This window comes from Nostoc mirabile CHAB5784, assembly GCF_020829645.1.
In the GTDB taxonomy this organism is placed as follows: Bacteria; Cyanobacteriota; Cyanobacteriia; order Cyanobacteriales; family Nostocaceae; genus Nostoc; species Nostoc mirabile.
This window is the reverse complement of the sequence record NZ_JAIVFS010000001.1, coordinates 310869-333200: the sequence shown is the minus strand read 5'-3', so window position 1 is coordinate 333200 and position 22332 is coordinate 310869. Positions and strand designations below refer to the sequence as shown.

The window sequence follows — 22332 nt, the reverse complement described above, 5'->3', positions numbered from 1 at the left end:
AATGACTAATGACCAATGACCAAGGACAAAAACCATGTTACAAGACAAAGAACTAGAAATCCAGATGCAGTTTCTGGAAGAAGCAACTGATTACTTGAATACCTTAGAAACGGTATTGCTGGAAATTGATACTACTAACCGCATCGATTTGGATAAAATCAATGCTGCACTCCGGGCCGCTCATTCTATTAAAGGTGGCGCGGGGATGATGGGATTTAGATCGCTAAGTGATTTAGCTCACCGTCTGGAAGATTCCTTTAAAGTTTTAAAAACTAAAAAAAATTCTCTCGAAATTGATACTCAGTTGCAAAGTTTATTGCTATCTGGAGTTGACTGGCTGCGTCAAATTGTAGAATTGCTTGCAGAAGGTAATCTTGTTGAAGATGCGTGGTTAGCAACCTTTTGTTACCCAATTTTTGATGAGTTGCACGATCGCTTGGGTGACCCTACCCCTGAGGATGCCTCAACCATGCTATCCCCAGAAGATGGCCAAGACGTTATCCCCTTGCTATTTGGCACAGAAGTAGAAGAGTGTTTGCAACGCCTAGAATTTATATTGGCAGATAGCGAACAGCCTGGTTTGCATGAAGAAGTTGTGATCATGGCAGCTGAATTGGGCGGTTTGGGTGAAATGCTCCAGTTGGCAGCTTTTACCAAGCTTTGTGAGTCAGTAACGCAGCAATTGGAAACTGTTAGCAGCTCGCGCATTCCAGAAATTGCCCGGTTAGCATTGCAAGTATGGCGGCGATCGCAAGCGTTGGTGCTGACTAATCAACTAGATAACTTGCCTACAGAACTTGACTTAAATAGTAGTTATACCCAATCCCAGCCACTATTACCAGCAGAAGTAATACCACATATCACCACAGATACACAAGTAGTGTCAACATCTGTTTGGCCACTAGAAAATACTAGAGAAAATTGGACTAATCATGAAGCGATAGCTGCTAATTTTACATTTGTAGATGCAGAATTAGCCGATGATGTTAATACTGTCAATGTCACTGAGCATAATACAATATTTGCTAAAGAAAATAATCCTCTAGATGGCAGATTTGGCGAAGGTAAAGCAGAGCCAAATGGCGTTGCTAAAGAGCGGGAAACTCATGAAAATAGCGTCCGAGTTCCCAGCAAACAACTAGAGCAAATTAATGATTTATTTGGCGAACTGATTGTCCAGCGAAATGGGTTAAACTCGCAACTAGAAAGATTACGCAAACTCGTTCGTAACCTGAACCAGCGAGTCCAAGTTCTCGACCGAGAAAACCAGGAATTACGTATAGTATATGACAAAATTTCTACTCAAGCTGGGGTGCGGGTGCAAGCTGAAAATAGCCACCAAACACAAGGTACAGAGAGGGAATTTGATACTTTAGAAATGGATCGCTATAACGATTTAAACCTGCGATCGCAGGAAGTTATGGAAACCATTGTTCAGGTACAGGAAGTCACAACTGACGTTCAACTGAGTGTAGATGATACAGACCAAATTGCTCGGAAACTAAACAAAACATCCAAACAGTTACAAACAAAGCTCAATCACATCCGAATGCGCCCACTGTCAGATTTAATTGAACGTTTTCCCAGAGCCTTGCGCGATTTAAATGTAGAGTATGGGAAAAATGTTCAGTTAAAAATTGAAGGTGGCAACACTTTAATTGAACGCAGCATTTTAGAAGCATTAAACGAACCTTTAATGCATCTCTTAAGGAACGCTTTCGATCATGGTATCGAAGACTCTAGCACCCGCCGCCTTCTGGGTAAACCAGAACAAGGATTGATTGAAATTACAGCTACTCACCGCAGCAATCGCACCCTGATTACTATCCGTGATGATGGTTGGGGCATTTCTCTGGAGAAAATTCGCACCCGCGCCCTAGCTATGGGATTGGATGCTTCTCTACTCGCTAATGCTAGTGATGAAGAACTGTTATCACTAATTTTTGAACCAGGTTTTACCACCTCCGAGCAAGTCACAGCATTATCTGGTCGCGGTGTCGGTATGGATGTGGTTCGTAACAACCTCAAACTGATTCGAGGAGATGTGAAAGTTGATACCGAACCAGGGGTTGGTACTACCTTCACTTTATCACTACCATTTACACTTTCCGTGGCGCGAGTTCTGCTGGTAGAAATCAACAAAATGCTATTGGCATTTCCCACAGATGTCATTTCAGAAATATCCTTACTCCAAGACGAGCGAGTTTTCCAAATGGCAGGTAGCGAAGTCTTAAATTGGCAAGGAAACATGTTGCCACTGATTCGCCTGACTCGTTATTTAGAGTTTAATTGCCTGCGCTATAGCTCAGAGTTAGAGACTCCGGCAGCAATTAATGCTAACAGCGTGTTAGTAGTCAAAGGTAATAATCAGTCAGTAGCAATCCAAATAGACCGTTGCTGGGGTGAACAGGAAGTTGCTATTCGCCAAGTAGAGGGGAATATACCTTTACCTGAAGGTTTCAGCAACTGCACAATTCTCGGTGATGGTCGAGTAGTACCACTAGTTAATGTTAATGAGTTGCTGTATTGGATTGCTACAAATCGGCGGACTCCCAAAGGCACTCAATTACCATCAGCAAGGTTAAAAACACCGTTCCTCATATTTGATGAAGAGAAAATATCAGCCGCGTCTGTTAAACAGAAAGGCACAATTTTAATCGTAGATGACTCGATTAATGTTCGCCGCTTTTTAGCGCTGACCCTTGAAAAAGGAGGGTATCAAGTAGAGCAAGCTAAAGACGGTCAAGATGCCTTAGAAAAACTCCATAGTGGATTGAGAGTTGAGGCAGTAATTTGCGATATTGAAATGCCTCGCCTTGATGGTTATGGCTTTTTAGGTAAGGTAAATTCAGACGTTGATACAAAAAATATTCCAGTTGCCATGCTGACTTCTCGTAGCAGCAATAAACATCGGCAATTGGCGATGCAATTAGGTGCTAGGGCTTACTTTTCTAAACCTTATAACGAGCAAGAATTACTCCAAACGCTGGAGGAAATAATTCATACTGTAGCAGAAAAGGCAGCTTCTAATTGATAATTCATGGGCAGGGATGAATGATATCATGTCCTGTAAAAGACTTATCATTAAGACCATAAATATGATTTACAGAAACGCAAAAATTTTGTAAAAAAGAGAAGTAAAGCCTACCTTTAAGGAAAAAGTGGCCGTTGACTGTACGTTAAATAATTCGTAATACTTCGGCTACGCTCAGTACAAGTTCGTAAATTTTGTTTTGTAATGGGGATTTAACCCCAACACAAAACTTGCTTTTTTATTGAACCGGGGGACTTAAACCCACGGAACTAGTTAAACTTATTTACTGCCTTTAACCAGGTTCGCCAATACGGTTCGGTTAAGAATATTTGTAGGTTGGGTTGAACATTCGTGTTACCCAACAAACCCTGCAATATGTTGGGTTTCGTTCCTCAACCCAACCTACACATTTTTATTTTTTGGGCTTAACCGAACGTATTGCCAGGTTCGCCACCACTGTCACCAACTTATCTGGCTCGATTGGCTTGGATAGATGAACGTGGAATCCAGCTTGCAGAGCCAGTTTGGACTCGTGGTAATCGAGTCGGCGACAAAGCACACACAATTGCCAACAATCTCCGGGCTGGTACTGTGTGGGTAAACTGCTCCGATGTATTCGATGCTGCTGCACCCTTCGGTGGATTCAAGCAATCTGGTATTGATCGAGAACTTGGCGAGTATGGCTTACAGCAGTATACCGAAGTTAAGACCGTTACCATCAAATTGTAGTTCGACTTGAGTCTAGTAATCTGTCTCATTAGTTACAAGGGGTAAACAAGTTCGTAGTAAGGACTTTAGTCCTAGATTTTTAAGCACGCTTTGTGCTTACTACGAACTTAGGACTTACGCAGAAAACCTCTCAAACTCTTATTCCTCCGTGTCGCGCCAGTTGCTTCAAGTCTCTTAACCGCAAGGGCGCACTGGCTTCTCTGCGTCCTCTGTGGTAGCCTGCGGCAAGCCGCTTTGCGTCTACGATTTTCCGTTCCTTGTGCGTAAGTCCTGGAACTGATCAAAATTAATGAGACAGATTACTAGCTTTAAGCATGTTCATCCCTCTAAATCTGAAAAAAATCGGTTTTAGGGGGATGATAAATGTCATATTTGATATGGGGTGGGCATGATAAATAGATACAGCATACAACCTTTAGAAAATTCTAATGAGAAATGCGATCGCTACTAGATTTCGCCAAATTCTAGCTGGGAGAAAAAGCCCGATTGGCAGATATGACCGTAAAAACAAAACCAGGCGTTCCTTAGCACTGTATACCTGCATAGGATTAGTAGGTGGGATTCTGGCATTATTGTTAATGACATCCCCAGGACTAGCCCAAAAACCACAACTCCAACAAACGTTATTAGTAGCTACACGAGTTATACCGCCCTTTGTGATACTAAACAAAGGTGAGTTATCGGGATTCAGCATCGACCTCTGGCGTAGCATCGCCAACCAAATAGGTGTAGAGTCTAAATTTATTGAATATTCCTCTGTGCCGGAACTGCTTACTGCTATCAAAGACAACAAAGCTAATTTGGGAATTGCAGCTATCTCCATTACAGCCGAACGCCAGCAGAATTTTGATTTCTCATTACCCATTTTAACTGGGGGGCTGCAAATTATGGTACGAAACTCAGAAACCAACAACAGTGCCTTCCCAAATATTTTGCAATTATTTTTCTCTACTAGGCTCTTGCAGGTAATAGGCGTTGCTCTAGTGTTAATTGTCGTAGCAGCCCACATTATTTGGTTATCTGAGCGCCATCATAAAGATGGGATGATTCCCCAATCATACTTTCCCGGCATTTTCAAAGCTTGTTGGTGGGCAGCTGCCACATTAGCAACCCAAGCGGATGAAATGCCCAAAGGAGTACTGGGACGCCTAGTAGGTATTGTCTGGATGTTCATCGGAGTACTTTTTGCCGCCTACTTTACAGCCAGCGCGACTACCTTATTAACAATACAACAGCTTCAGGGTGATATCAAGAGTATAGACGATTTATCCGGCAAGGTAGTGGCCACAACTGCGGGTAGCACAGCCGCCGCATATGTGCGAGAACATAAGATTTCAGTTTTAGAAGTTACCAAAATTGAGCAAGCTTACAATGCTCTGCAAACCAAAAAAGCTGATGCTGTGGTGTTTGATGCGCCTGTACTTCTGTTCTATGCTGCCAACGAAGGCAAAGGGAAAGTACAGATTGTTGGTAGTATCTTGCGTGAAGAAAGCTACGGCATCATTCTGCCTAACAACAGTCCCTACCGCAAACCAATTAATCAGGCGTTGCTGAATCTCAAAGAAAATGGCACTTATCAATCGCTACATGATAAGTGGTTCGATGCTGAAAAATCTTGAAGAAGCGAGTGGGGAGAAATCAATTCAAAATTCAAAATGACGCTCGCGGACTCGCTCATAGCGTTGCCATGCCGTTGGCGCAGCGTCTCGAAGAGAAGGCTTTACGCTGCGCTAACAAAATTCAAAATTGTACCCGCAGCGTCTCGTAGAGAAGAAAAAAACTGGGGGAGATGAGAGGACAAGGAGAATAACCTATGCCCCATGCCCCATGCCCCATTCCCCATTCCCTACTCCCCACTCCCTTTTTGAGCAAGTTGAGCTTTTGCCTGTTGCCACAAGTTTTCTAACTCATCCAAACTGTAATCAGAAAGGGGACGGTCAACAACTGCCTCCATTTTTTCTAATCGCTGGACAAATCGTTGATTTGTGCCTTGCAAAGCGGCACTGGGGTCAAGATTATGCCAACGGGCTAACTGAATCACCGCAAACAATAAATCGCCTAATTCTGCTTGTTGTCGTTCTGGTGTTTCTTCAGCTAAAGCCTGTTGAAACTCCCCCAACTCTTCATGAAACTTATCCCAGACACCCTGAATATTTTCCCATTCAAACCCGATCGCCGCAGCCTTTTGGGAAATCTTCATCGCCGCCGTCAGCGGGGGAAGAGTGCGTCCATAACGAGCAAGTTTAGCACTAAGTTTTTGCGCCTCTGGAGATACTTCACCTTTCTCCGCAGCCTTGATTTGTTCCCAATTTTGCCGCACCTCATCCACACTTGCCACCGACACATCACCAAACACATGGGGATGACGGCGAATCAACTTTTGGGAAATCCCCTGAGTTATTTCTTTGAGGGAAAATTGCCCAGATTCGCTAGCGATTTGGGCTTGCAATACCACCTGTAATAATAAATCGCCTAACTCCTGTGCGATCGCACCCTTATCCCCACTCTTAATCGCGTCCACCACCTCATAAGCTTCCTCAATCACATAAGGTGTGAGGGTTTCGGGAGTTTGAGCCAAATCCCAAGGACAACCACCATCAGGCTCACGCAACTTCGCCACCACCTCAATCAATTCCTGCAACGCTGCCAAAGTATCAACTTTGTCATTTGTCATTTGTCATTTGTCCTTTGTCGTTCTTCCGTTGCTCTTTCTGCTAACTGTAGTTCGACGACTACCGCGACTTGTAACTTTCCGCTTCTTAATTTTGCCACTAGCAAGCAACCCCCGAATGCCGTGTTTTTGAAAGCGCTTGTATGCCGAACCGCCCCAATCGCTAAGAGAATGACTCATCGCACCGAGTTCTAAACCCAAAAACAGGGCGATATATTCAGTATCGTATTGCACGAGCGATCGCCCCACAGTTCCACCCAAATCCTGCCAAGTAAAATTCAGATTCCATAACCTTTCGGCGATCGCCAAAACGAAAATTGCCACAATAGCAAGCAAACACCCCAGATAAAGTATCCGCCCAATCGTGCCAATAATCGGCCCGTGGGATAAAAAAGAACGATGCCGCAGACTTTTTTGATAAGGTAGCCAAATCCAGCGCAAGAAACCCCAGCGTTGAAATTGCACAGAGTAGATATCCAAATCGGGGCCAAACATCAGCCCACCAAATAGAAACCCGCCTGCAACCAACAAAGTTGCATTGCTACTGCGAGTCTGCCAGAAAGTAACGCCCGCCACAAACGGCAGAGCATACATAGTAATGCGATCGTGCGTCCGACCAGAGGGCATCCTAAATCCTGTTAGCGATAGCGGGGCGTTGAGCCAGTGCTGAGTAACTCAATACTGAGTCAGTATAAGAGAAAAAAAGATTTTCTTAAAACTACTAGCGCAATGCGAAATGTTTTGCTATATTAGTTAAGGATTAGTCAAACGGGCGGTTAGCTCAGTTGGTAGAGCGCCTGCCTTACAAGCAGGATGTCATCAGTTCGAGTCTGGTACTGCCCATTAAGTAAATTAAGGCTAGAAAGAGCTTAGATGCAGTTTCTAGCCTTTTTGGGTTTGTGGTATGCCTAACTACGGTAGAGGACGCTGGCGAATCTGATCGCGCTCTAATACCGTAAACCGCTCCTCAAATTGCAATCCTTCTATCTCTAGTAAATTTAACAATAATGTGGCTGGCTCCTCTGGAGTATGGGGGCGAAACCGCAAATAAATTACACCAGTTGGTGATGGTAATCTTAAGCGATAGATGAGTTCGCCGTAGTCACGATCAAACGTTAAAATCACCCGTTGCTCATTAGCTGCACGAGTCAAAACCTCTGTATCTTCAATGCCTGGAGAATCCTCTGTCACCGAATCGACATCATAGCCTGCAAGGCGTAGCAGCCGCACACTGGGCAATGGGAAATTCTCATTCGCCAGAAACCGCATTACCTGGCCTCAGTAGACAGCAACGATGTGTAAAATACATCCTCTTTGAGACACTCTGCCGCAAACGCGAACACAGCTTGGATTGCAGGAGCGCTGAGAGTTGGATAACTTTCTGTGACTTGCTGTTGTGTCCAACCTTCGGCAAACAACCCTAATATGAATTCTACCGATAGCCGCGTTCCTTTGACGACAGGCTTTCCAAGGAGAATTTTTGGGTCTGAATGAATATAAGTTCTCCAATCCATACCAGTTTACCTTTATGGGGCTTCATTTATTATGAGCGATGCCTACGGCGGGCATCGGCATCGCACCAGTAAGATATTCCGCTTAGGCAAAAGATTAATGCAACAGTTAGAAAATAAGTTTGCTATGGCAACAATTGACCCGAACTCAAACAATTAATCACTAGTCAATATTGAGGCGAGAAGGTCGGGACGAGACAGATGTGGGCAATGTCCAGAAGCTAGTTCAATGGCATCGACTCCTAAGCGCTTGCGTGCAGCATAGCGTGACCATGTAGGAGATATTATTCGGTCATTGGTACAAACAATATATTTACGTTCAACATGCGGCAAAACTTTTAGAGGATTCGTTTCAAATATATATGCCATAGATTGTTGCGAACGACTTTTTGAGATTGCCCACTGTGCTACATCTGGTTGACAATCATGAAAGAAAAAATCCCTTAATACTGCTTCGTCTGAATAATCTTTCCCTACGGAAGCTGGTTCATACATATCAGGCTCATCGTAGAACTGTTCGAGTTTACTTGGGTCTTGTGGTTGGTAATTGAATGATTTAAGCGTATCAGCATCAAGACGATGAGAAAATTGGTCGAGTGTACTGACTCCAGGATATGGGAGCAGCGCAGCCACAAACACTAATTGACGCACTTTTACCGCTTCTGCAACCAGGGGAATTATAGTACCAGCCATTGAGTGACCGACTAGCACAATATCATCATCAGTTTTTGGCAGCGTTTGAATTACTACATCTGCAAATTGGGACAAAGTAGCAGATGCACTTTCAATTGGCAAATCCATTGCTACAGTTTTGTGACCCTGTGCTTCTAAGTAGGGAATTAGCAAATCCCAACACCAAGTGGCTTGGAAAGCACCGTGAACTAGACAATATAGACTCATATTAAATAATTCGTAATTCGTAATTCGTAATTCGTAATTCGTGAATTTTGTTTTGTAATGGGGATTTAACCCCAACACAAAACTTGCTTTTTTATTGAACCGGGGGACTTAAACCCACGGAACTAGTTAATTGAACACCACTTAAAACAGGCTGAAAAGGTTGCAATAAAATACCCAAAATTTTATCAACTTCTTTAATATAGTACTCAGTCGAATCTATATAAACAGTCGTTTCTTCTAAAAATAAAAACTTCCAGTTAGTTCCGCTAGTAACTGAACCATAAATCCGCCCAACTTCATTCCCTTGATTTTGATTGAACAACTGTGCAGCAATCATTGCCGCTACACATTGACCTAGACCGCCGATAATATCTTCTTTTTTTGCTTCAAAAATAAACATTACCGGAGCAGAAATAAATAATTGCTCTTGGGAATTGCTGATGATGTAATCGCAAAAACCTTGCAAGCCTTGAGTTGCATCAACATTAAATTCATTTCCAGAGAACAGTGATATTTTATTATTTAATAATCGTCTGACCTCTGCGAGGATTGGGGCAATTAAAAACTCTGACCTAGCTTTTTCGGTTGAAATTGCAGTTGCTAAAGGAATGTAATCTATTAAAATCGTTCTGAGTGTTTCTGATGGTGTAACAGGTTTTGTATCAACAAATAAATTCAGAGTTTCATCGAGTGTTAAATCAAAACTCTTTTTCACTTTAGCCAGACTAAAATCGCTGTATGCCATTTACTTGTGTCCTGCCAAGATTTGTTCAGCACTCAAATCCAAGTGTGGAAAGGTCGAAGAGATGATGCGTTCTTGTCCTCGGAATGCAACAGCATCATAGAACCCTTCTACTAAGGTGCATATTGTTACCATCTCTTGAATGGGGTCAACAATCCAGTATTCAGGAATTCCGAGAACAGCATACTCAGAACGTTTACTGCGGTAGTCTGTGGTTTGTGTAGATTCGCTGACCACTTCTACTACTAGTATGGGAGGAGTTTCGTTGAGTTCAATTACAGCTTCTCGATTAGAAAGTGCTTCCCATTGCTGTGTTGGTAATACTACCACATCTGGAATTCGTGAGGTGTCCCAACGTCCAGAGCGTGGAGAACGCACTCCCACAGAAAACTTTTGTGCTGTCCAGTTCTTATCCATTTTGGCACTTTCGTCATCAAAGCTTCGTTCTAAAAACTTCGAGATACCGCCGTGCTTGCCAGTACCAAGACTCATGGGGATTAATTCTCCGTCTAGCAATTCATATTGGGTATCCGTGCGATCGTTATATTTGAGATACTCTGCAAAAGTCAGTTTTTTGGTGGTTACGGTCATAGCGAATTGATGACTCAATACAACTATTCTATGCAATAAGGAAGATGAGGGAGATAGTGAAGAAATAATCAATGCCCCATGCCCAATTCTCTAATTCCGTAGCTTTTTAATCTCTGCATCTGTAAACGGATTCTTCCCCGCTCGTAAATCTTTCACCCAGCGTTGCCGTTGTGCTTTACTATTTTTATCTTCAGTCTGGGCGATGTATGCTTCAAAGTCCTCAATCGCTCCTTGATAGTTGCCTGTCAGCGCTCTAGCCAAGCCACGACTATTACGAATGCCGCCATCTTCAGGTGCAAGTGCAACGGCTTTTTCACAGGCTGGTAAAACATCGGCGGCTTGTTTTTGGAGACTACCTCGCCAGCATAGTTCAGCCCAAGAACTTATAGGAATTTCGACTTTTGGATCGAGCTTGAGGGCTGCGGTATAAGCTGCTAGCGCTTCCTTAAACTTTTTATCTAGTAAGCGGCTGTTTCCTTCATCAACTGAGCGTTCAGCCTTGCCTTTGTTGACAAACTCTTTCGCTCTCGCCTGGAAATCAAAATTTAATTTATTATCCCACTGCTGTGCTTTGCCAAACTTTTCAACAGCGCCATTAATATCATCATTTCGCGCTAACTTCTCACCTTGGATAACTAACGTTGTCGCCCCTTGCGCCAACTGCTATGGAGTTTGGCACGATCGCAACTCTTCTAACACTTCTGGATGGGCAATGAGGTAATTATTCAGCAAGTTGCAACCACTGAGTAATAAATTATCGAAATCTAAATCCCATAAAATTATTGTGTTGTCATCACTAGCAGAAGCTAATTGTTGTCCATCACGGCTGTAGGCGATGCTATTGACCCTATCAGTATGACCAGTCAGGGTTTTGAGGAGTTGACCACTGTTGACATCCCAGATTTTGATCGTCTTGTCCCGACTAGCAGAAGCTAACTGTTGTCCATCACGGCTGTAGGCGACGCTTCTGACTGCATCACTATGACCAGTAAAGGTTTTGAGAAGTTGACCATTGCTGACATCCCAGATTTTGATGGTCTTGTCAGCACTAGCGGAAGCTAACTGTTGTCCATTGGGACTGTAGGCGACGCTAATGGCCCAATTACTATGACCATTCAGGGATTTGAGGATTTGACCACTGCTAACATCCCAGATTTTGATGGTGTTGTCAGCACTAGCGGAAGCTAACTGTTGTCCATTGGGGCTATAGGCGACGCTAATGACCCAATGGCTATGACCAGTAAGGGTTTTGAGGAGTTGACCACTGCTGACATCCCAAATTTTGATGGTGTTGTCAGCACTAGCAGAAGCTAACCGTTGTCCATTGGGGCTGTAGGCGACGCTAATGACTGTATCGCTATGACCAGTCAGGGATTTGAGGAGTTGACCACTGCTGATATCCCAGATTTTGATCGTCTTGTCCCGACTAGCAGAAGCTAACTGTTGTTCATTAGGGCTGTAGGCGACGCTAATGATCCTATCGCTATGACCAGTAAAGGTTTTAAAGAGTTGACCACTGCTGACATCCCAGATTTTGATGGTCTTATCATCACTAGCGGAAGCTAACTGTTGTCCATTGGGGCTGTAGGCGATGCTATTGACCTCTTTGCTATGACCAGTCAGGGATTTAGGGGGTTTACCACTGCTAACATCCCAGATTTTGATGGTTTTGTCCCAACTAGCAGAAGCTAACTGTTGTCCATCACGGCTGTAGGCGACGCTATAGACCCTAGCGCTATGGCCAGTCAGGGTTTTGAGGAGTTTTTTACTGCTGACATCCCAAATTTTGATGGTGTTGTCATCACTAGCAGAAGCTAGCTGTTGCTCATCACTGCTGTAGGCAACGCTAAAAACCCCACTGCTAGGATCAATTAGGGATTTGAGGAGTTGACCACTAGTGACATCCCAGATTTTGATCGTCTTGTCAGCGCTAGCGGAAGCTAACTGGTGTCCATCACGGCTGTAAGCGACGCTCACGATCGCATCGTTATGATCAATTAGGGATTTGAGGAGTTTACCACTGCTGACATCCCAGATTTTGATCGTCTTGTCCTCACTAGCAGAAGCTAACTGGTGTCCATCACGGCTGTAAGCGACGCTATTGACCTCTTTGCTATGACCACTAAGGGATTTGAAGAGTTTACCACTGCTGACATCCCAGATTTTGATCGTCTTGTCTCGACTAGCGGAAGCTAACTGTTGTCCATTGGGGCTGTAGGTGACGCTATTGACGGCATTGCTATGACCAGTCAGAGTTTTGAGGAGTTGACCACTGCTGATATCCCAGATTTTGATCGTCTTATCACGACTAGCGGAAGCTAACTGTTGTCCATTGAGGCTGTAAACGATGCTCCAGACTTCATTGCTATGACCAGTAAGGGATTTGAGGAGTTTACCACTACTGACATCCCAGATTTTGATCGTCTTGTCATCACTAGCAGAAGCTAACTGATGTCCATTGGGGCTGTAAACGATGCTATTGACAGACTCGCTATGACCATCTAAAGTATTTACTTCAATCGCACGATTTTCTTTCGCCTCATTTGGCTTTAAGTAAACCGCTTGCTGTAAAGTCGCCACAGTTTGCATTCGGGTATCGCTTCTGTGCTGTGCCCAAATTGTATACTTGAGTTTGTTACCTGCTTTTAAGGCTGTTATTAAAGCATCTGGGTATTGTCCAGAGACAGCAAAGGCTTCAGAAGAATTATTGATGGCGTTAATTAGATTAACATTTGCCTCTACTGTCCACTGGAATGTTACCACTGCTAACCCAGCAAATCCTAAACCTGCGGCCACGGAACTAAAAAGGGCGCGTTTGAGAAAGTTATTCAGTTTCGTCTCACTCAGTTTTCTTTGTTCTCGTTCCTTTTGCAGTTCCGCCATCACCTGCTTTAACTTCGGTTCTTGTTGCTGGCGGATAAAGGCGGCGATGTAGTCATGTACCAGTTGATAACGGTCAGCCGGGTTTTCTGGTAGCAAAACCACTAAGCCGGATTGGACAAAAATCTCTAATATTAAATCTAATTTACTGATTTCAGAAGCTTGTTCTGCCCTAGCTTCTGATCCCCCCGCCTGCGGCGACCCCCTTAAAAAGGGGGTAGAAGAAACTAAGCCCCCCTTTTTAAGGGGGGTTGGGGGAATCTCCGAGAAGTACGGGAACAAATCGCGTTCCAACTCAGCGCGAGTCTTCAGAGGGCGAGTTCCTTTTTCATCGGTCAGCAAATACAGTAATATGTCTGCTGCTTGGTGATTTTCTTCACCGCAATCATTAACAACTTCATCCAAATAACGCTTAACCAATTCGTCCTTAGTACCACGCTGCCGATATTCTGCCAGAGTTGTAATATTTTCCGTTTGCAGTTGCGCCCCCACAACCTGCAACTCAATGGGACGAACTTCACCCAATTCTCCCGCTAAATCTTGCACCAGTTGATCAACTAAAACATCCTCTAAGTGAAAACTAGTATTTTCAGTTAAACGCTGAATAATTGACTTCGCATCAGCAGGTGAGAAATTCCCCAACTTGTAAAGCACATTATTACTGAGAATGTCATTGCCAATAATCTTGAGACTGGACAAATCATTGCACTCCAGCAAGTAATGAATGTAATCCACCCGCAGCGATAAGATAACTTTCACTGATAGAACATTCAGACACTCTCCCAGAAACTCAAAGAATTGCTTCCTTTGTGCTGGTTCGGTGTAAACAAAGAAAAATTCCTCAAATTGATCGAAAATTAGGACTGTGCGGAGGTTGTGCTGTTCGTTTTTGCGAAGTTGAGAGAGGAGGGAGTGGGGAGTGGGGAGAGACGCGATGAATCGCGTCTGTACAAAGTGGGGATTTTGAGTATTTGAGGTCGAAGTTTCGAGTTCAGAGGTCGAAGTTTCGAGTTCAGAGGTCGAACTTCCGAGTTCAGAGGTCGAAGTTTCGAGTTCAGAGGTCGAACTTCCGAGTTCAAAGGCTGAAGTTCCGAGTTCAGAGGTCGAACTTCCGAGTTCAGAGGTCGAACTTCCGAGTTCAGAGGTCGAAGTTCCGAGTTCAAAGGCTGAACGTTGAGGTTCTAACTCTCCCCACTCCCCATTCCCCACTCCCCACTCCCCACTTTTTCCCAAAAGCCTCCCCAACTCTTCCACCCAGTTGGTGTAAACGCGCATTACCACCGGCAAATAATCTTGAGTACCTATTGCTTTATTCTTTAAAGCTGGCACCAGTCCCGCATTCACTAGGGAACTTTTGCCTACACCCGATTGCCCATGAATTACTATCAACTTATAATCAGGGCGACCCATGCGTTCAATTAAACGTTCTACATTCAATAGGCGACCTGATGCAGCAATTTCTGGGGCAATATTTCCTTGTGGAGAGTTTGAGCGCAATGTCTCTACAAATGCCTGTTTTGTAGCTTCTAACCTACCCGCACCAATAAAAGCCCGCAAGCCAAATTGCTGTTCAATGGAACGCCGTTGCTGTTTGATTTTGTATGCTTTGAGATATTCTTTCTGCTCAAAATAAAGCTGCTGCAAAAACCTGAGAATATCCAAGTAAAGCCTGACATCTTCCAGGGGATTACCCACATCCCTAGCAGTTTCTAAGCTGAGAGTTGCCTGTTGAATTTGACCTAAATGGTATTGAGAACGACCTAAAATCAACTGATACAAGCTCAAATCTTTTGATTCTAAAATCCTTTCGGGAATATCAGCTAAAACCCCTGATATATTCGCAGATTCCAAATTGGGAATTCCAGCAAAAACTTCCAAGGCTTGTTTCACTAACTGATTTGCTTTAAGCCAGCTTTTTTGAGCCAAAGCTACCTCAGCTAAAAAACCGTAATCTTTGGCTAATTCTCTTAGCTGGTTGTTAGTTTGATGGATTACTAAAGCTTGTTCCGAAAGACTATGCAATATTTCCCATTTTTGTAAATCTCGTAATATATCACCGAATTTAACTACTGCATTAGCAATTAAATCTGGACTTTTAAACGAGTTAATAAAATTTATATACTCTTGAAGATAATGCCAAGTCGCTTGCCAATCTGGATGATTGATATCTTGATTTTTAAAAGCTTTGAGATAATAGCAAAATCCAATTTCACCGAGGATTTTTGCCTGTCGTTCTAAATTATGATTTTGCTGCCAGAGCTTATAAGCTTTGTGATAATGCTCTAAAGCCAAATCTGGATGATTATTGATCTGTTTGATAAAACCTAATAAAGATTCTAAATTAGCTTGAATTTCTAAATTATAGATATCTGGTTTTTTGATTAAATATCTTTGTGCCGTTTCTAACTCATTTCCCAGCTTAATATTTACATCTACGCTAAATTTGAAGTTATTACTAAACCATTGATTAGCGGTTTGGATGATAAAATCTACTAATTCCTGTGTTGATATGTCAAAATTTCTCGTAGTTGCCCAACTTTCCAAATCTGGCGCAAGCTGTATTAGTTGCTTGTAGATTTCATCGTCAATCCACAACACTAAGGGAAAAGCAAAATTCTTGCGAAACTCTTCCCGCACCTGATTCGCAGAAGTTAACATCACAGACAAATTCTGCACTGATTCCAAACCCACAACCATTACACAGGCTGGTATTTCTTCGCCAAATTCTTCCTGAATCGCAGTATAAAGAGTCCTGTTGGATTGCTGCACTGCCAAGACACGAATTTCGACTTGACAAATTTCCCGCAATTTCTGGATGAGGCGATCGCGCAAACTGACATAATTACACCGGGCCAAAATCAGCTTAAACTGTCCCACGGAAGATTCTATGGCCCAAGCTAATTGTTGCAGAGTGCGTAGGCGTAGCCCGTCGTAGACATCGCTGTTTATATAGTCATCTTCTGGTGGTTGCTGTGGACTCATAAAGCTAATATGCTTTTTAGGTGCGAATTTTTACTATATGTTTTGACGTTGAGTCAACATATCTCACCTTGCACTCAAGTGCAAGGCTAATAGCTGAAGTCCACTAAAGTGGACTGGAAGCAATTGTTAGTCCTCTTCAGAGGACTTTAGCTATTAGCCAGAGATTTTAATCTCTGGCGGGTGATATCATGTCCGCTTGATTACTTATTAAACCCGAAGAACCCCACCCCTTAATCCCCTCCCCGCAAGCAGGAGGGGAGACAAAGCGACGATTGTCGGGGTGGGGTGCAATGACTGTGGGAATCATAACTAATTATGCGGACATAATATGAGTGGGTAAGCGAAAGATACTTCACTGCAGCTCCCTTGCTTCTGCCAAAACCGGATTAACATCAAACCAAGACTCGCCACCATCCCGATATTCAAATACAAACCGACTGCGGATCAGTTTTTGATATCCGTGGTCATCACTTACCTTTTTCCTTTCCTTGACGTGACGTAACAATTGCCACTCATCCTCAGAAATCGGTAACATGATTTCATTGCGCCGAGAACGAATCACTTGCTCTAAGGTTGCACGAGTTAGGGGAAGACTCATCTCTTCCATAATCCAGGTATTCAGCAGCCTCAGCACATCCCGCACATGACCACCGCTCATTTTGCATAAACGTTCTAAGCTAGCAGCACTATCAAAAATATCGGTAATTTTATTTAAACGCTCCTCTGGTGTCATCTCAGGAAAAGCTCTTGCTAGTACCATCTGCTGCATGAGTGCCATTCCCTGTGTATGAACACTGCCATCAGACCATTGTACAGGTACCATTGGTAACACCTTGGGGTCTTCTGGGAAACGCTGAGTCAGCATTCCGTAATCATTGGAAAACTTCAAAGCCAAGGGCATGGTGTAGAGGAGATGACAATTAAGCCTTGTCAAAAACTCACCTTGATCGACAAATAAATATTCCTGCTGCGGACGACCCCAAGGTTTGGCACGATTATCTATGCGGTCAAGATTATCAACAATTACCACCAGACCATTTTTACCCTGCTGTTTGAGTTTAGCGATCGCAGGTTCCAATAATTCCTGATTAATCGCTTCCAGCAACTTAGTTTTTTGTGGTGCTAAATACTGATTGAGTTTTTCTCGCAGCGTTGGGTCATTTTTCATCTTCGCTGTGATTTCACCAATGCCCACAGCCAGAGAAAGCTTTTCTTTTTCAGAGGTGACACCAAAATCGCCGACATTTGGAACCTTAACTTTTACCCCCGTCACCTCGGAGTTTAAGACCTTCCAAGCACCTTGCAGCAACTCATTAAATTTGTTGGGTGACTCCAAGGTAATTTTATCCAGACTTTGACTCACACGACGAGCGATCGCTAGCAGCACATCAGCAATATCGACATCAGTCATTTCCAGGTCGTCACTGGACTCAAAATAGACCACATGGAAGCCTAACTTTTCCAGTTCTGCCTGTAATCGTAATAATTCTGTCGATTTCCCACAACCAATATGTCCAGTAAATAAAGTGCAAGTGGGTTCATTCGGCTTAAAAAAAGTAATCTTCTGCTTCAGCTTGCCAAGAATATCACCACCTCGTACCGAGGAAAAATCTATATAATACTTGCCATCAGAGCTATTGTTGACAAACAGAGTTCTGCTGGGATCGCTAGCCTGATAAAATTCCCGTAAATCTATGGACATAACGCTGGTAGTGCAATTATCTCGTATTGTCTCAACATATCCTTGTGGAAAAGGATAAACTTATTTACATCTTTGCATCTCAATATTTCGGAGAATTTTCGCTTTTACCTTTCTTCCTTTGTGATCTGTGCGTCTCTGCGGTTCGTTAAAGAAGAATAAAACCACAGAGGCGCGGAGGGCACAGAGAAACAAGAGTGCAAAGCTGTAAGTAATATTAAGTGATCTGCAAAAACCGAGACTATTTTTTGATACTATTTAAGACCGGACTCTTGAAATATTGATTGACGTATGAGCAAAGGTACCCTGTTTGATAAAGTTTGGGACTTACACACCGTTGGTACACTTCCCTCAGGGCTGACGCAACTATTTATCGGGCTTCACCTAATTCATGAAGTCACCAGTCCCCAAGCCTTTGCGATGTTACGCGAGAGGGGCTTAAAAGTACTATTTCCAGAGCGTACTGTCGCCACAGTCGATCATATTGTGCCTACAGAAAACCAGGCGCGTCCCTTTGCCGATAACTTGGCAGAGGAGATGATTCAGGCGCTCGAAAATAACTGTCAAGAAAATAACATAACTTTTTACAATATCGGTTCTGGTAGTCAAGGTATAGTTCATGTGATCGCTCCAGAACTTGGGTTGACTCAGCCAGGAATGACGATCGCTTGTGGAGATAGTCACACTTCCAGTCATGGAGCATTTGGTGCGATCGCATTTGGTATTGGTACTAGCCAAGTCCGGGATGTTCTCGCTTCCCAAACCCTTGCTCTCTCCAAACTGAAAGTCCGCAAAATCGCAGTTTACGGCACTCTCAACCCTGGTGTTTACGCCAAAGATGTAATTTTACATATCATCCGCTCACTTGGTGTTAAAGGTGGCGTGGGCTATGCTTACGAATTTGCAGGTACGACATTTGAGCAAATGAATATGGAAGAGAGGATGACTGTCTGCAATATGGCGATCGAAGGCGGTGCTAGATGCGGCTACGTTAATCCCGATCAAGTCACCTACGATTACCTCAAAGGCAGAGATTTTGCACCCATTGATGCAGATTGGGATAAAGCAGTAGCTTGGTGGGATTCCATCAAGAGCGACGCTGATGCCCAGTACGATGATATAGTGCTATTCAACGCTGCGGAAATTTCTCCTACCGTTACCTGGGGGATTACTCCCGGTCAAGGTATCGGTGTCAACCAGTCAGTGCCTCAGCCGGAAGAACTGCTAGAAGAAGACCGATTTATTGCCGAAGAAGCTTACCGCTACATGGATTTATATCCTGGTCAACCGATCAAGGGCACTAAAATAGATGTCTGCTTTATTGGGAGTTGCACCAACGGTAGAATTACTGATTTGCGAGAAGCTGCCAAAATAGCCAAAGGTCGCCACGTTGCAGAGGGAATCAAAGCCTTCGTTGTCCCAGGTTCTGAACGGGTGAAAGAAGAGGCGGAAGCTGAAGGACTGGATAAAATTTTTCAGGAAGCCGGATTTGAGTGGCGGGAACCAGGATGTTCTATGTGCCTAGCCATGAACCCCGATAAGCTACAAGGAAGACAAATCAGCGCCTCCTCCTCCAACCGCAACTTTAAAGGAAGACAGGGTTCCTCTTCCGGTCGAACATTATTAATGAGTCCGGCAATGGTCGCCACTGCTGCGATTAAAGGCGAAGTCTCTGATGTGCGCGAGTTACTGTAATTTTTTTGTCATTTGTCATTTGTCATTTGTCATTTGTCATTTGTCATTTGTCATTGGTCATTGGTCATTTGTCATTGGTCATTGGTCATTTGTCATTTGTCATTGGTCATTTGTAGAAATTAACAGGCTGTCATGGAAATGATAGGTAAATAAAGTTTATGGTGAGCGAAGTTAAAACAGTTTCAGGGCGGGGTATACCCTTAGTGGGCAATGATATAGATACCGATCGCATCATCCCCGCGCGATATTTGAAAGCCGTTACCTTTGATGGGTTAGGTGAAGGCGCGTTTATCGATGACCGGACAGCACTTAAAGGTGAACATCCCTTTGACCAACCCCAGTACCAAGGGGCGAATATTTTAATAGTCAATAGAAATTTTGGCTGTGGTTCATCACGGGAACACGCACCCCAAGCGATCGCAAAATGGGGAATCCAAGCTTTAATCGGTGAAAGCTTCGCCGAAATCTTTTTTGGTAACTGTGTGGCAATGGGCATACCTTGTCTGACAGCCGATGCTGTTACTGTTAAACAACTGCAAGAGTTAGTCGCTGCCAATCCCCAAGCCGCCGTGACAGTGAATCTGGAAACCTTGCAAGTGCAGATTGGTGATTACACCGCCCCAGTTGCGATCGGTGAAGGGACAAGAAGCACATTTATTTCTGGAACTTGGGACGCTTGCGGTCAGTTGGTAGCGAATGCTGACCAAGTTCGGGTAACGGCTGCAAAATTACCCTACGTAAATTGGGGCAATTTAGCTGCAAGTTAGGATTTTCTTATTCTCTGGTTATCAGCCAGGGAATGAGAAAATGCCAAAAATTTTATAAACTCCATAAAAACATCAAAAATTGGGCGTTGCTGAATCAAGGGATGATTCTTGTAGTCTCGCCCGCCCTGAAATCCAAGGGACGGGCAAGATGCCCATCCCACAAAACTAGCAAAATCATCCCGCAAATATGCAACGCCAAAAATTGAACCCAAATTGCGGGTTATCAACCAATACGCTTGGGTTTCGTTCCTGATAGTGTTGGCAAAATAGAACTTAATACTTATAAAGCATTATTATTCCGTAGCTTGGGTTGATATGATGTCCGGGCAATTAAGCATAATACCCCAAAGAGCCAAAGCGCAGCTTTTACTCCCCTCCTGCTTGCGGGAAGGGGTTGGGGGTGGGGTTCTTTTATTATGGGTAATTTGGCGGACATGATATGAGGCAATACGCTTGGGTTAAGCCCAAAAAATAAAAATGTGTAGGTTGGGGAGCCACTGCGTTGGGCGGGTTTCCCGACTTGAAGCAAGTGGCGTTTGAGGAACGAAACCCAACATTTTCGGACATTTGTTGGGTAACACGAATGTTCAACCCAACCTACAATTATCCTTAACCCAAGCGTATTGTGATATGAGGCAAGGAAAGCCAACATCTTTGAGAACGACGGATTTATCGAAGATTCCAATGTTAAGAAATAATTCGCTAACAGCATTCGTTCCTCAACCCAACATTTCCGGGCTTTGTTGCTTAACTAAACTGACAATTTTTCTTAACTAAACCATATTAGTTTATTAACTTCTAGTACGCCACGGCGGAAATAGAGCAACTATTTAAAATCCCTAAAGAGCTTATTCCATAATACTTTTGACTTTTGACCTTTGACTTTTGCCTTGCGGTACTAGGTGCTTTGGAACGATAAAGTCGTGCGTTCAGTGACCCTACGCTCCACCTCCACTGAAATTAACTCTAGAACGCAAATATTCAATCAGATTAAAGTATTACATTTTACTCATCAGATAAATACTGATTTAAGAGGAAATGCAAAAATCCATGCTTCAACCTTCAGTAAAAACTCTTGGTTATTAACAGCATGGATTGATTATTCATAGCTGCTTTTAGGTCGGTGACACTTTTAAATGCTTTAAATAAAACCTCACTATATTTTATAAGTAAATACTCCCTTGTTAATACTGCTATAAAAATTGAGTGTTGTCACCAAAGCCACAACATAAGCACGGATTAGTATTTAATTATCATTTATTGTTTTAACTTTATTTAAAATTATCTAATGGTCTGAAAGCCTCTTCAGAAAAGGCATTTAGGAAAAAATTTTGATTTTCCAGATGGTCTAAAAGTTGTAAATTTTATAGTGAATCAGTTTTATAAAAACAAATATTTTGCATAAAATAAGAACGTATCTCTGAGTAATACTTAGCAGCTAAAAACTATCAGTTTTGTAGCTCAAAGACAGAAACTAGTACTTTCATACTTTTCTTAGAAATGAACTGCTAGTAGCTCATTTTTCACTTAGAAATTAAGAATCAGGAGGATTAATCATGGCAGTAATTTGGATTCCAGGCCCAGGGCCAACCAATAGAGCAGATACAGGTATTAGTGATGCCGCTTCTGATAACTTCAGTGGTTTTGGTGGAAATGACACCCTAATTGGTGGCGCTGGAAATGACACCCTAATTGGTGGCGCTGGTCGTGACTTGCTACAAGGTGGCGATGGTATCGACTTGCTACAAGGTGGGGCCGGGAGCGATACCATAATCGGAGATCGCGGCAACGATATCTTCACTGGCGGAGGCGGCGACGACCGACTCATCTGGAACAACGGTGACGGTAGCGACAGAATTAGCGGTAACGCTGGCGATGACGTGGTTGAGGTCAACGGCGCTCGAGCGGCAGGAGACACCTTCCGCCTGGAACAAGACGCCCAAGGAAGAGCAATCTTTGATCGGCTTAACCTAGTTCCCTTCACCCTGACTGTAGACACCGCAGAGAGCTTTGAAGTCAATGGTGGCGGAGGCGATGACATCTTCGATGTTAACGACTTGGCCCAAACTAGCCTCATTGCAGTCAGCTTTACAGGCGATGCTGGAGATGACTTGCTTGATGGTAGTGGCAC

At 43.4% G+C, this 22332-nt stretch carries 17 protein-coding genes and 1 tRNA gene; 8 read left to right on the top strand and 10 right to left on the bottom strand.

Annotated features, from left to right (window positions below):
- Positions 1-34: 34 nt before the first annotated feature.
- The 3 genes from LC653_RS01610 (at position 35) to LC653_RS01600 (ending at position 5382) form a co-directional block, all read left to right on the top strand.
- On the top strand, positions 35-3034 hold the full coding sequence (locus LC653_RS01610; protein WP_229492278.1) for a hybrid sensor histidine kinase/response regulator: 3000 nt from the start codon (positions 35-37) through the stop codon (positions 3032-3034).
- A 438-nt stretch (positions 3035-3472) separates the two neighbouring features.
- Positions 3473-3763, top strand: a complete 291-nt coding sequence (locus LC653_RS46720) for an aldehyde dehydrogenase family protein (RefSeq protein WP_308188992.1) — start codon at positions 3473-3475, stop codon at positions 3761-3763.
- A gap of 428 nt (positions 3764-4191) precedes the next feature.
- Positions 4192-5382 carry a transporter substrate-binding domain-containing protein gene (locus LC653_RS01600; RefSeq protein WP_229492277.1) on the top strand — a complete coding sequence of 397 codons (1191 nt, stop codon included), beginning with the start codon at positions 4192-4194 and terminating at the stop codon, positions 5380-5382.
- Positions 5383-5609: 227 nt separating this feature from the next.
- Here the strand turns inward: LC653_RS01600 and mazG are convergent, their stop codons facing one another.
- Together mazG and LC653_RS01590 are read right to left on the bottom strand one after the other, a co-directional pair.
- A complete protein-coding gene (gene mazG / locus LC653_RS01595) occupies positions 5610-6437 on the bottom strand; it encodes a nucleoside triphosphate pyrophosphohydrolase (RefSeq protein WP_229492276.1) in 828 nt (275 codons plus the stop codon).
- 3 nt (positions 6438-6440) lie between these two features.
- Complete coding sequence (locus LC653_RS01590; protein ID WP_229492275.1) at positions 6441-7061, bottom strand: metal-binding protein; 621 nt, start codon at positions 7059-7061, stop codon at positions 6441-6443.
- Positions 7062-7204: 143 nt separating this feature from the next.
- On the opposite strand from LC653_RS01590, the gene LC653_RS01585 reads away from it, so the two are divergent.
- A tRNA-Val gene (locus tag LC653_RS01585) sits at positions 7205-7277 on the top strand.
- 69 nt (positions 7278-7346) lie between these two features.
- On the opposite strand, the gene LC653_RS01580 is transcribed toward LC653_RS01585, so the two are convergent.
- Both LC653_RS01580 and LC653_RS01575 read right to left on the bottom strand, forming a co-directional pair.
- On the bottom strand, positions 7347-7703 hold the full coding sequence (locus LC653_RS01580; RefSeq protein ID WP_229492274.1) for a DUF5615 family PIN-like protein: 357 nt from the start codon (positions 7701-7703) through the stop codon (positions 7347-7349).
- The gene (locus LC653_RS01575; protein ID WP_229492273.1) at positions 7703-7948 is read right to left on the bottom strand and encodes a DUF433 domain-containing protein; all 246 of its coding nucleotides are present in this window, start codon (positions 7946-7948) and stop codon (positions 7703-7705) included. The genes LC653_RS01580 and LC653_RS01575 overlap by 1 nt, the downstream gene beginning before the upstream one ends.
- 31 nt (positions 7949-7979) lie before the next feature.
- Between LC653_RS01575 and LC653_RS46090 the strand changes: the two genes are divergently transcribed.
- Positions 7980-8105: a hypothetical protein gene (locus tag LC653_RS46090; RefSeq protein WP_267922909.1), complete on the top strand. Its 126-nt coding sequence runs from the start codon at positions 7980-7982 to the stop codon at positions 8103-8105.
- Here LC653_RS46090 and LC653_RS01570 read toward each other — a convergent pair.
- From LC653_RS01570 to LC653_RS01545, 6 genes are all read right to left on the bottom strand, one after another.
- Entirely contained in the window at positions 8102-8845 is a 744-nt protein-coding gene (locus LC653_RS01570) for an alpha/beta fold hydrolase (RefSeq protein WP_229492272.1), read from the bottom strand. The two genes, LC653_RS46090 and LC653_RS01570, sit on opposite strands and share 4 nt — an antisense overlap.
- A 91-nt stretch (positions 8846-8936) precedes the next feature.
- Positions 8937-9590 (bottom strand): hypothetical protein, encoded by a 654-nt coding sequence (locus LC653_RS01565; RefSeq protein ID WP_229492271.1) that lies wholly within the window; start codon positions 9588-9590, stop codon positions 8937-8939.
- A complete protein-coding gene (locus LC653_RS01560; RefSeq protein ID WP_229492270.1) occupies positions 9591-10178 on the bottom strand; it encodes a Uma2 family endonuclease in 588 nt (195 codons plus the stop codon).
- Between the two features lie 90 nt (positions 10179-10268).
- Positions 10269-10838, bottom strand: coding sequence for a tetratricopeptide repeat protein (locus tag LC653_RS01555; protein ID WP_229492269.1), 570 nt, complete (start codon positions 10836-10838; stop codon positions 10269-10271).
- 3 nt (positions 10839-10841) lie between these two features.
- Positions 10842-16040: a WD40 repeat domain-containing protein gene (locus tag LC653_RS01550; protein ID WP_229492268.1), complete on the bottom strand. Its 5199-nt coding sequence runs from the start codon at positions 16038-16040 to the stop codon at positions 10842-10844.
- Positions 16041-16392: 352 nt separating this feature from the next.
- Positions 16393-17742, bottom strand: a complete 1350-nt coding sequence (locus LC653_RS01545) for a response regulator (RefSeq protein ID WP_229492267.1) — start codon at positions 17740-17742, stop codon at positions 16393-16395.
- Between the two features lie 288 nt (positions 17743-18030).
- On the opposite strand from LC653_RS01545, the gene leuC reads away from it, so the two are divergent.
- The 3 genes from leuC to LC653_RS01530 form a co-directional block, all read left to right on the top strand.
- Positions 18031-19434: a 3-isopropylmalate dehydratase large subunit gene (leuC, locus tag LC653_RS01540; RefSeq protein ID WP_229492266.1), complete on the top strand. Its 1404-nt coding sequence runs from the start codon at positions 18031-18033 to the stop codon at positions 19432-19434.
- 158 nt (positions 19435-19592) lie between these two features.
- Entirely contained in the window at positions 19593-20201 is a 609-nt protein-coding gene (gene leuD / locus LC653_RS01535; protein WP_229492265.1) for a 3-isopropylmalate dehydratase small subunit, read from the top strand.
- 1556 nt (positions 20202-21757) lie between these two features.
- A partial coding sequence (locus LC653_RS01530; protein WP_267922907.1) for a calcium-binding protein occupies positions 21758-22332 on the top strand: 575 nt, incomplete at its 3' end.

Excerpts from the sequence above, each read along its gene's own strand:
- LC653_RS01610 (WP_229492278.1), top strand. The coding sequence starts at position 35 with ATGTTACAAGACAAAGAACTAGAAATCCAGATGCAGTTTCTGGAAGAA.
- LC653_RS01600 (WP_229492277.1), top strand. The coding sequence starts at position 4,192 with ATGAGAAATGCGATCGCTACTAGATTTCGCCAAATTCTAGCTGGGAGA.
- mazG (WP_229492276.1), bottom strand. The coding sequence starts at position 6,437 with ATGACAAATGACAAAGTTGATACTTTGGCAGCGTTGCAGGAATTGATT.
- LC653_RS01590 (WP_229492275.1), bottom strand. The coding sequence starts at position 7,061 with ATGCCCTCTGGTCGGACGCACGATCGCATTACTATGTATGCTCTGCCG.
- LC653_RS01580 (WP_229492274.1), bottom strand. The coding sequence starts at position 7,703 with ATGCGGTTTCTGGCGAATGAGAATTTCCCATTGCCCAGTGTGCGGCTG.
- LC653_RS01575 (WP_229492273.1), bottom strand. The coding sequence starts at position 7,948 with ATGGATTGGAGAACTTATATTCATTCAGACCCAAAAATTCTCCTTGGA.
- LC653_RS46090 (WP_267922909.1), top strand. The coding sequence starts at position 7,980 with ATGAGCGATGCCTACGGCGGGCATCGGCATCGCACCAGTAAGATATTC.
- LC653_RS01570 (WP_229492272.1), bottom strand. The coding sequence starts at position 8,845 with ATGAGTCTATATTGTCTAGTTCACGGTGCTTTCCAAGCCACTTGGTGT.
- LC653_RS01565 (WP_229492271.1), bottom strand. The coding sequence starts at position 9,590 with ATGGCATACAGCGATTTTAGTCTGGCTAAAGTGAAAAAGAGTTTTGAT.
- LC653_RS01560 (WP_229492270.1), bottom strand. The coding sequence starts at position 10,178 with ATGACCGTAACCACCAAAAAACTGACTTTTGCAGAGTATCTCAAATAT.
- LC653_RS01550 (WP_229492268.1), bottom strand. The coding sequence starts at position 16,040 with ATGAGTCCACAGCAACCACCAGAAGATGACTATATAAACAGCGATGTC.
- LC653_RS01545 (WP_229492267.1), bottom strand. The coding sequence starts at position 17,742 with ATGTCCATAGATTTACGGGAATTTTATCAGGCTAGCGATCCCAGCAGA.
- leuC (WP_229492266.1), top strand. The coding sequence starts at position 18,031 with ATGAGCAAAGGTACCCTGTTTGATAAAGTTTGGGACTTACACACCGTT.
- leuD (WP_229492265.1), top strand. The coding sequence starts at position 19,593 with ATGGTGAGCGAAGTTAAAACAGTTTCAGGGCGGGGTATACCCTTAGTG.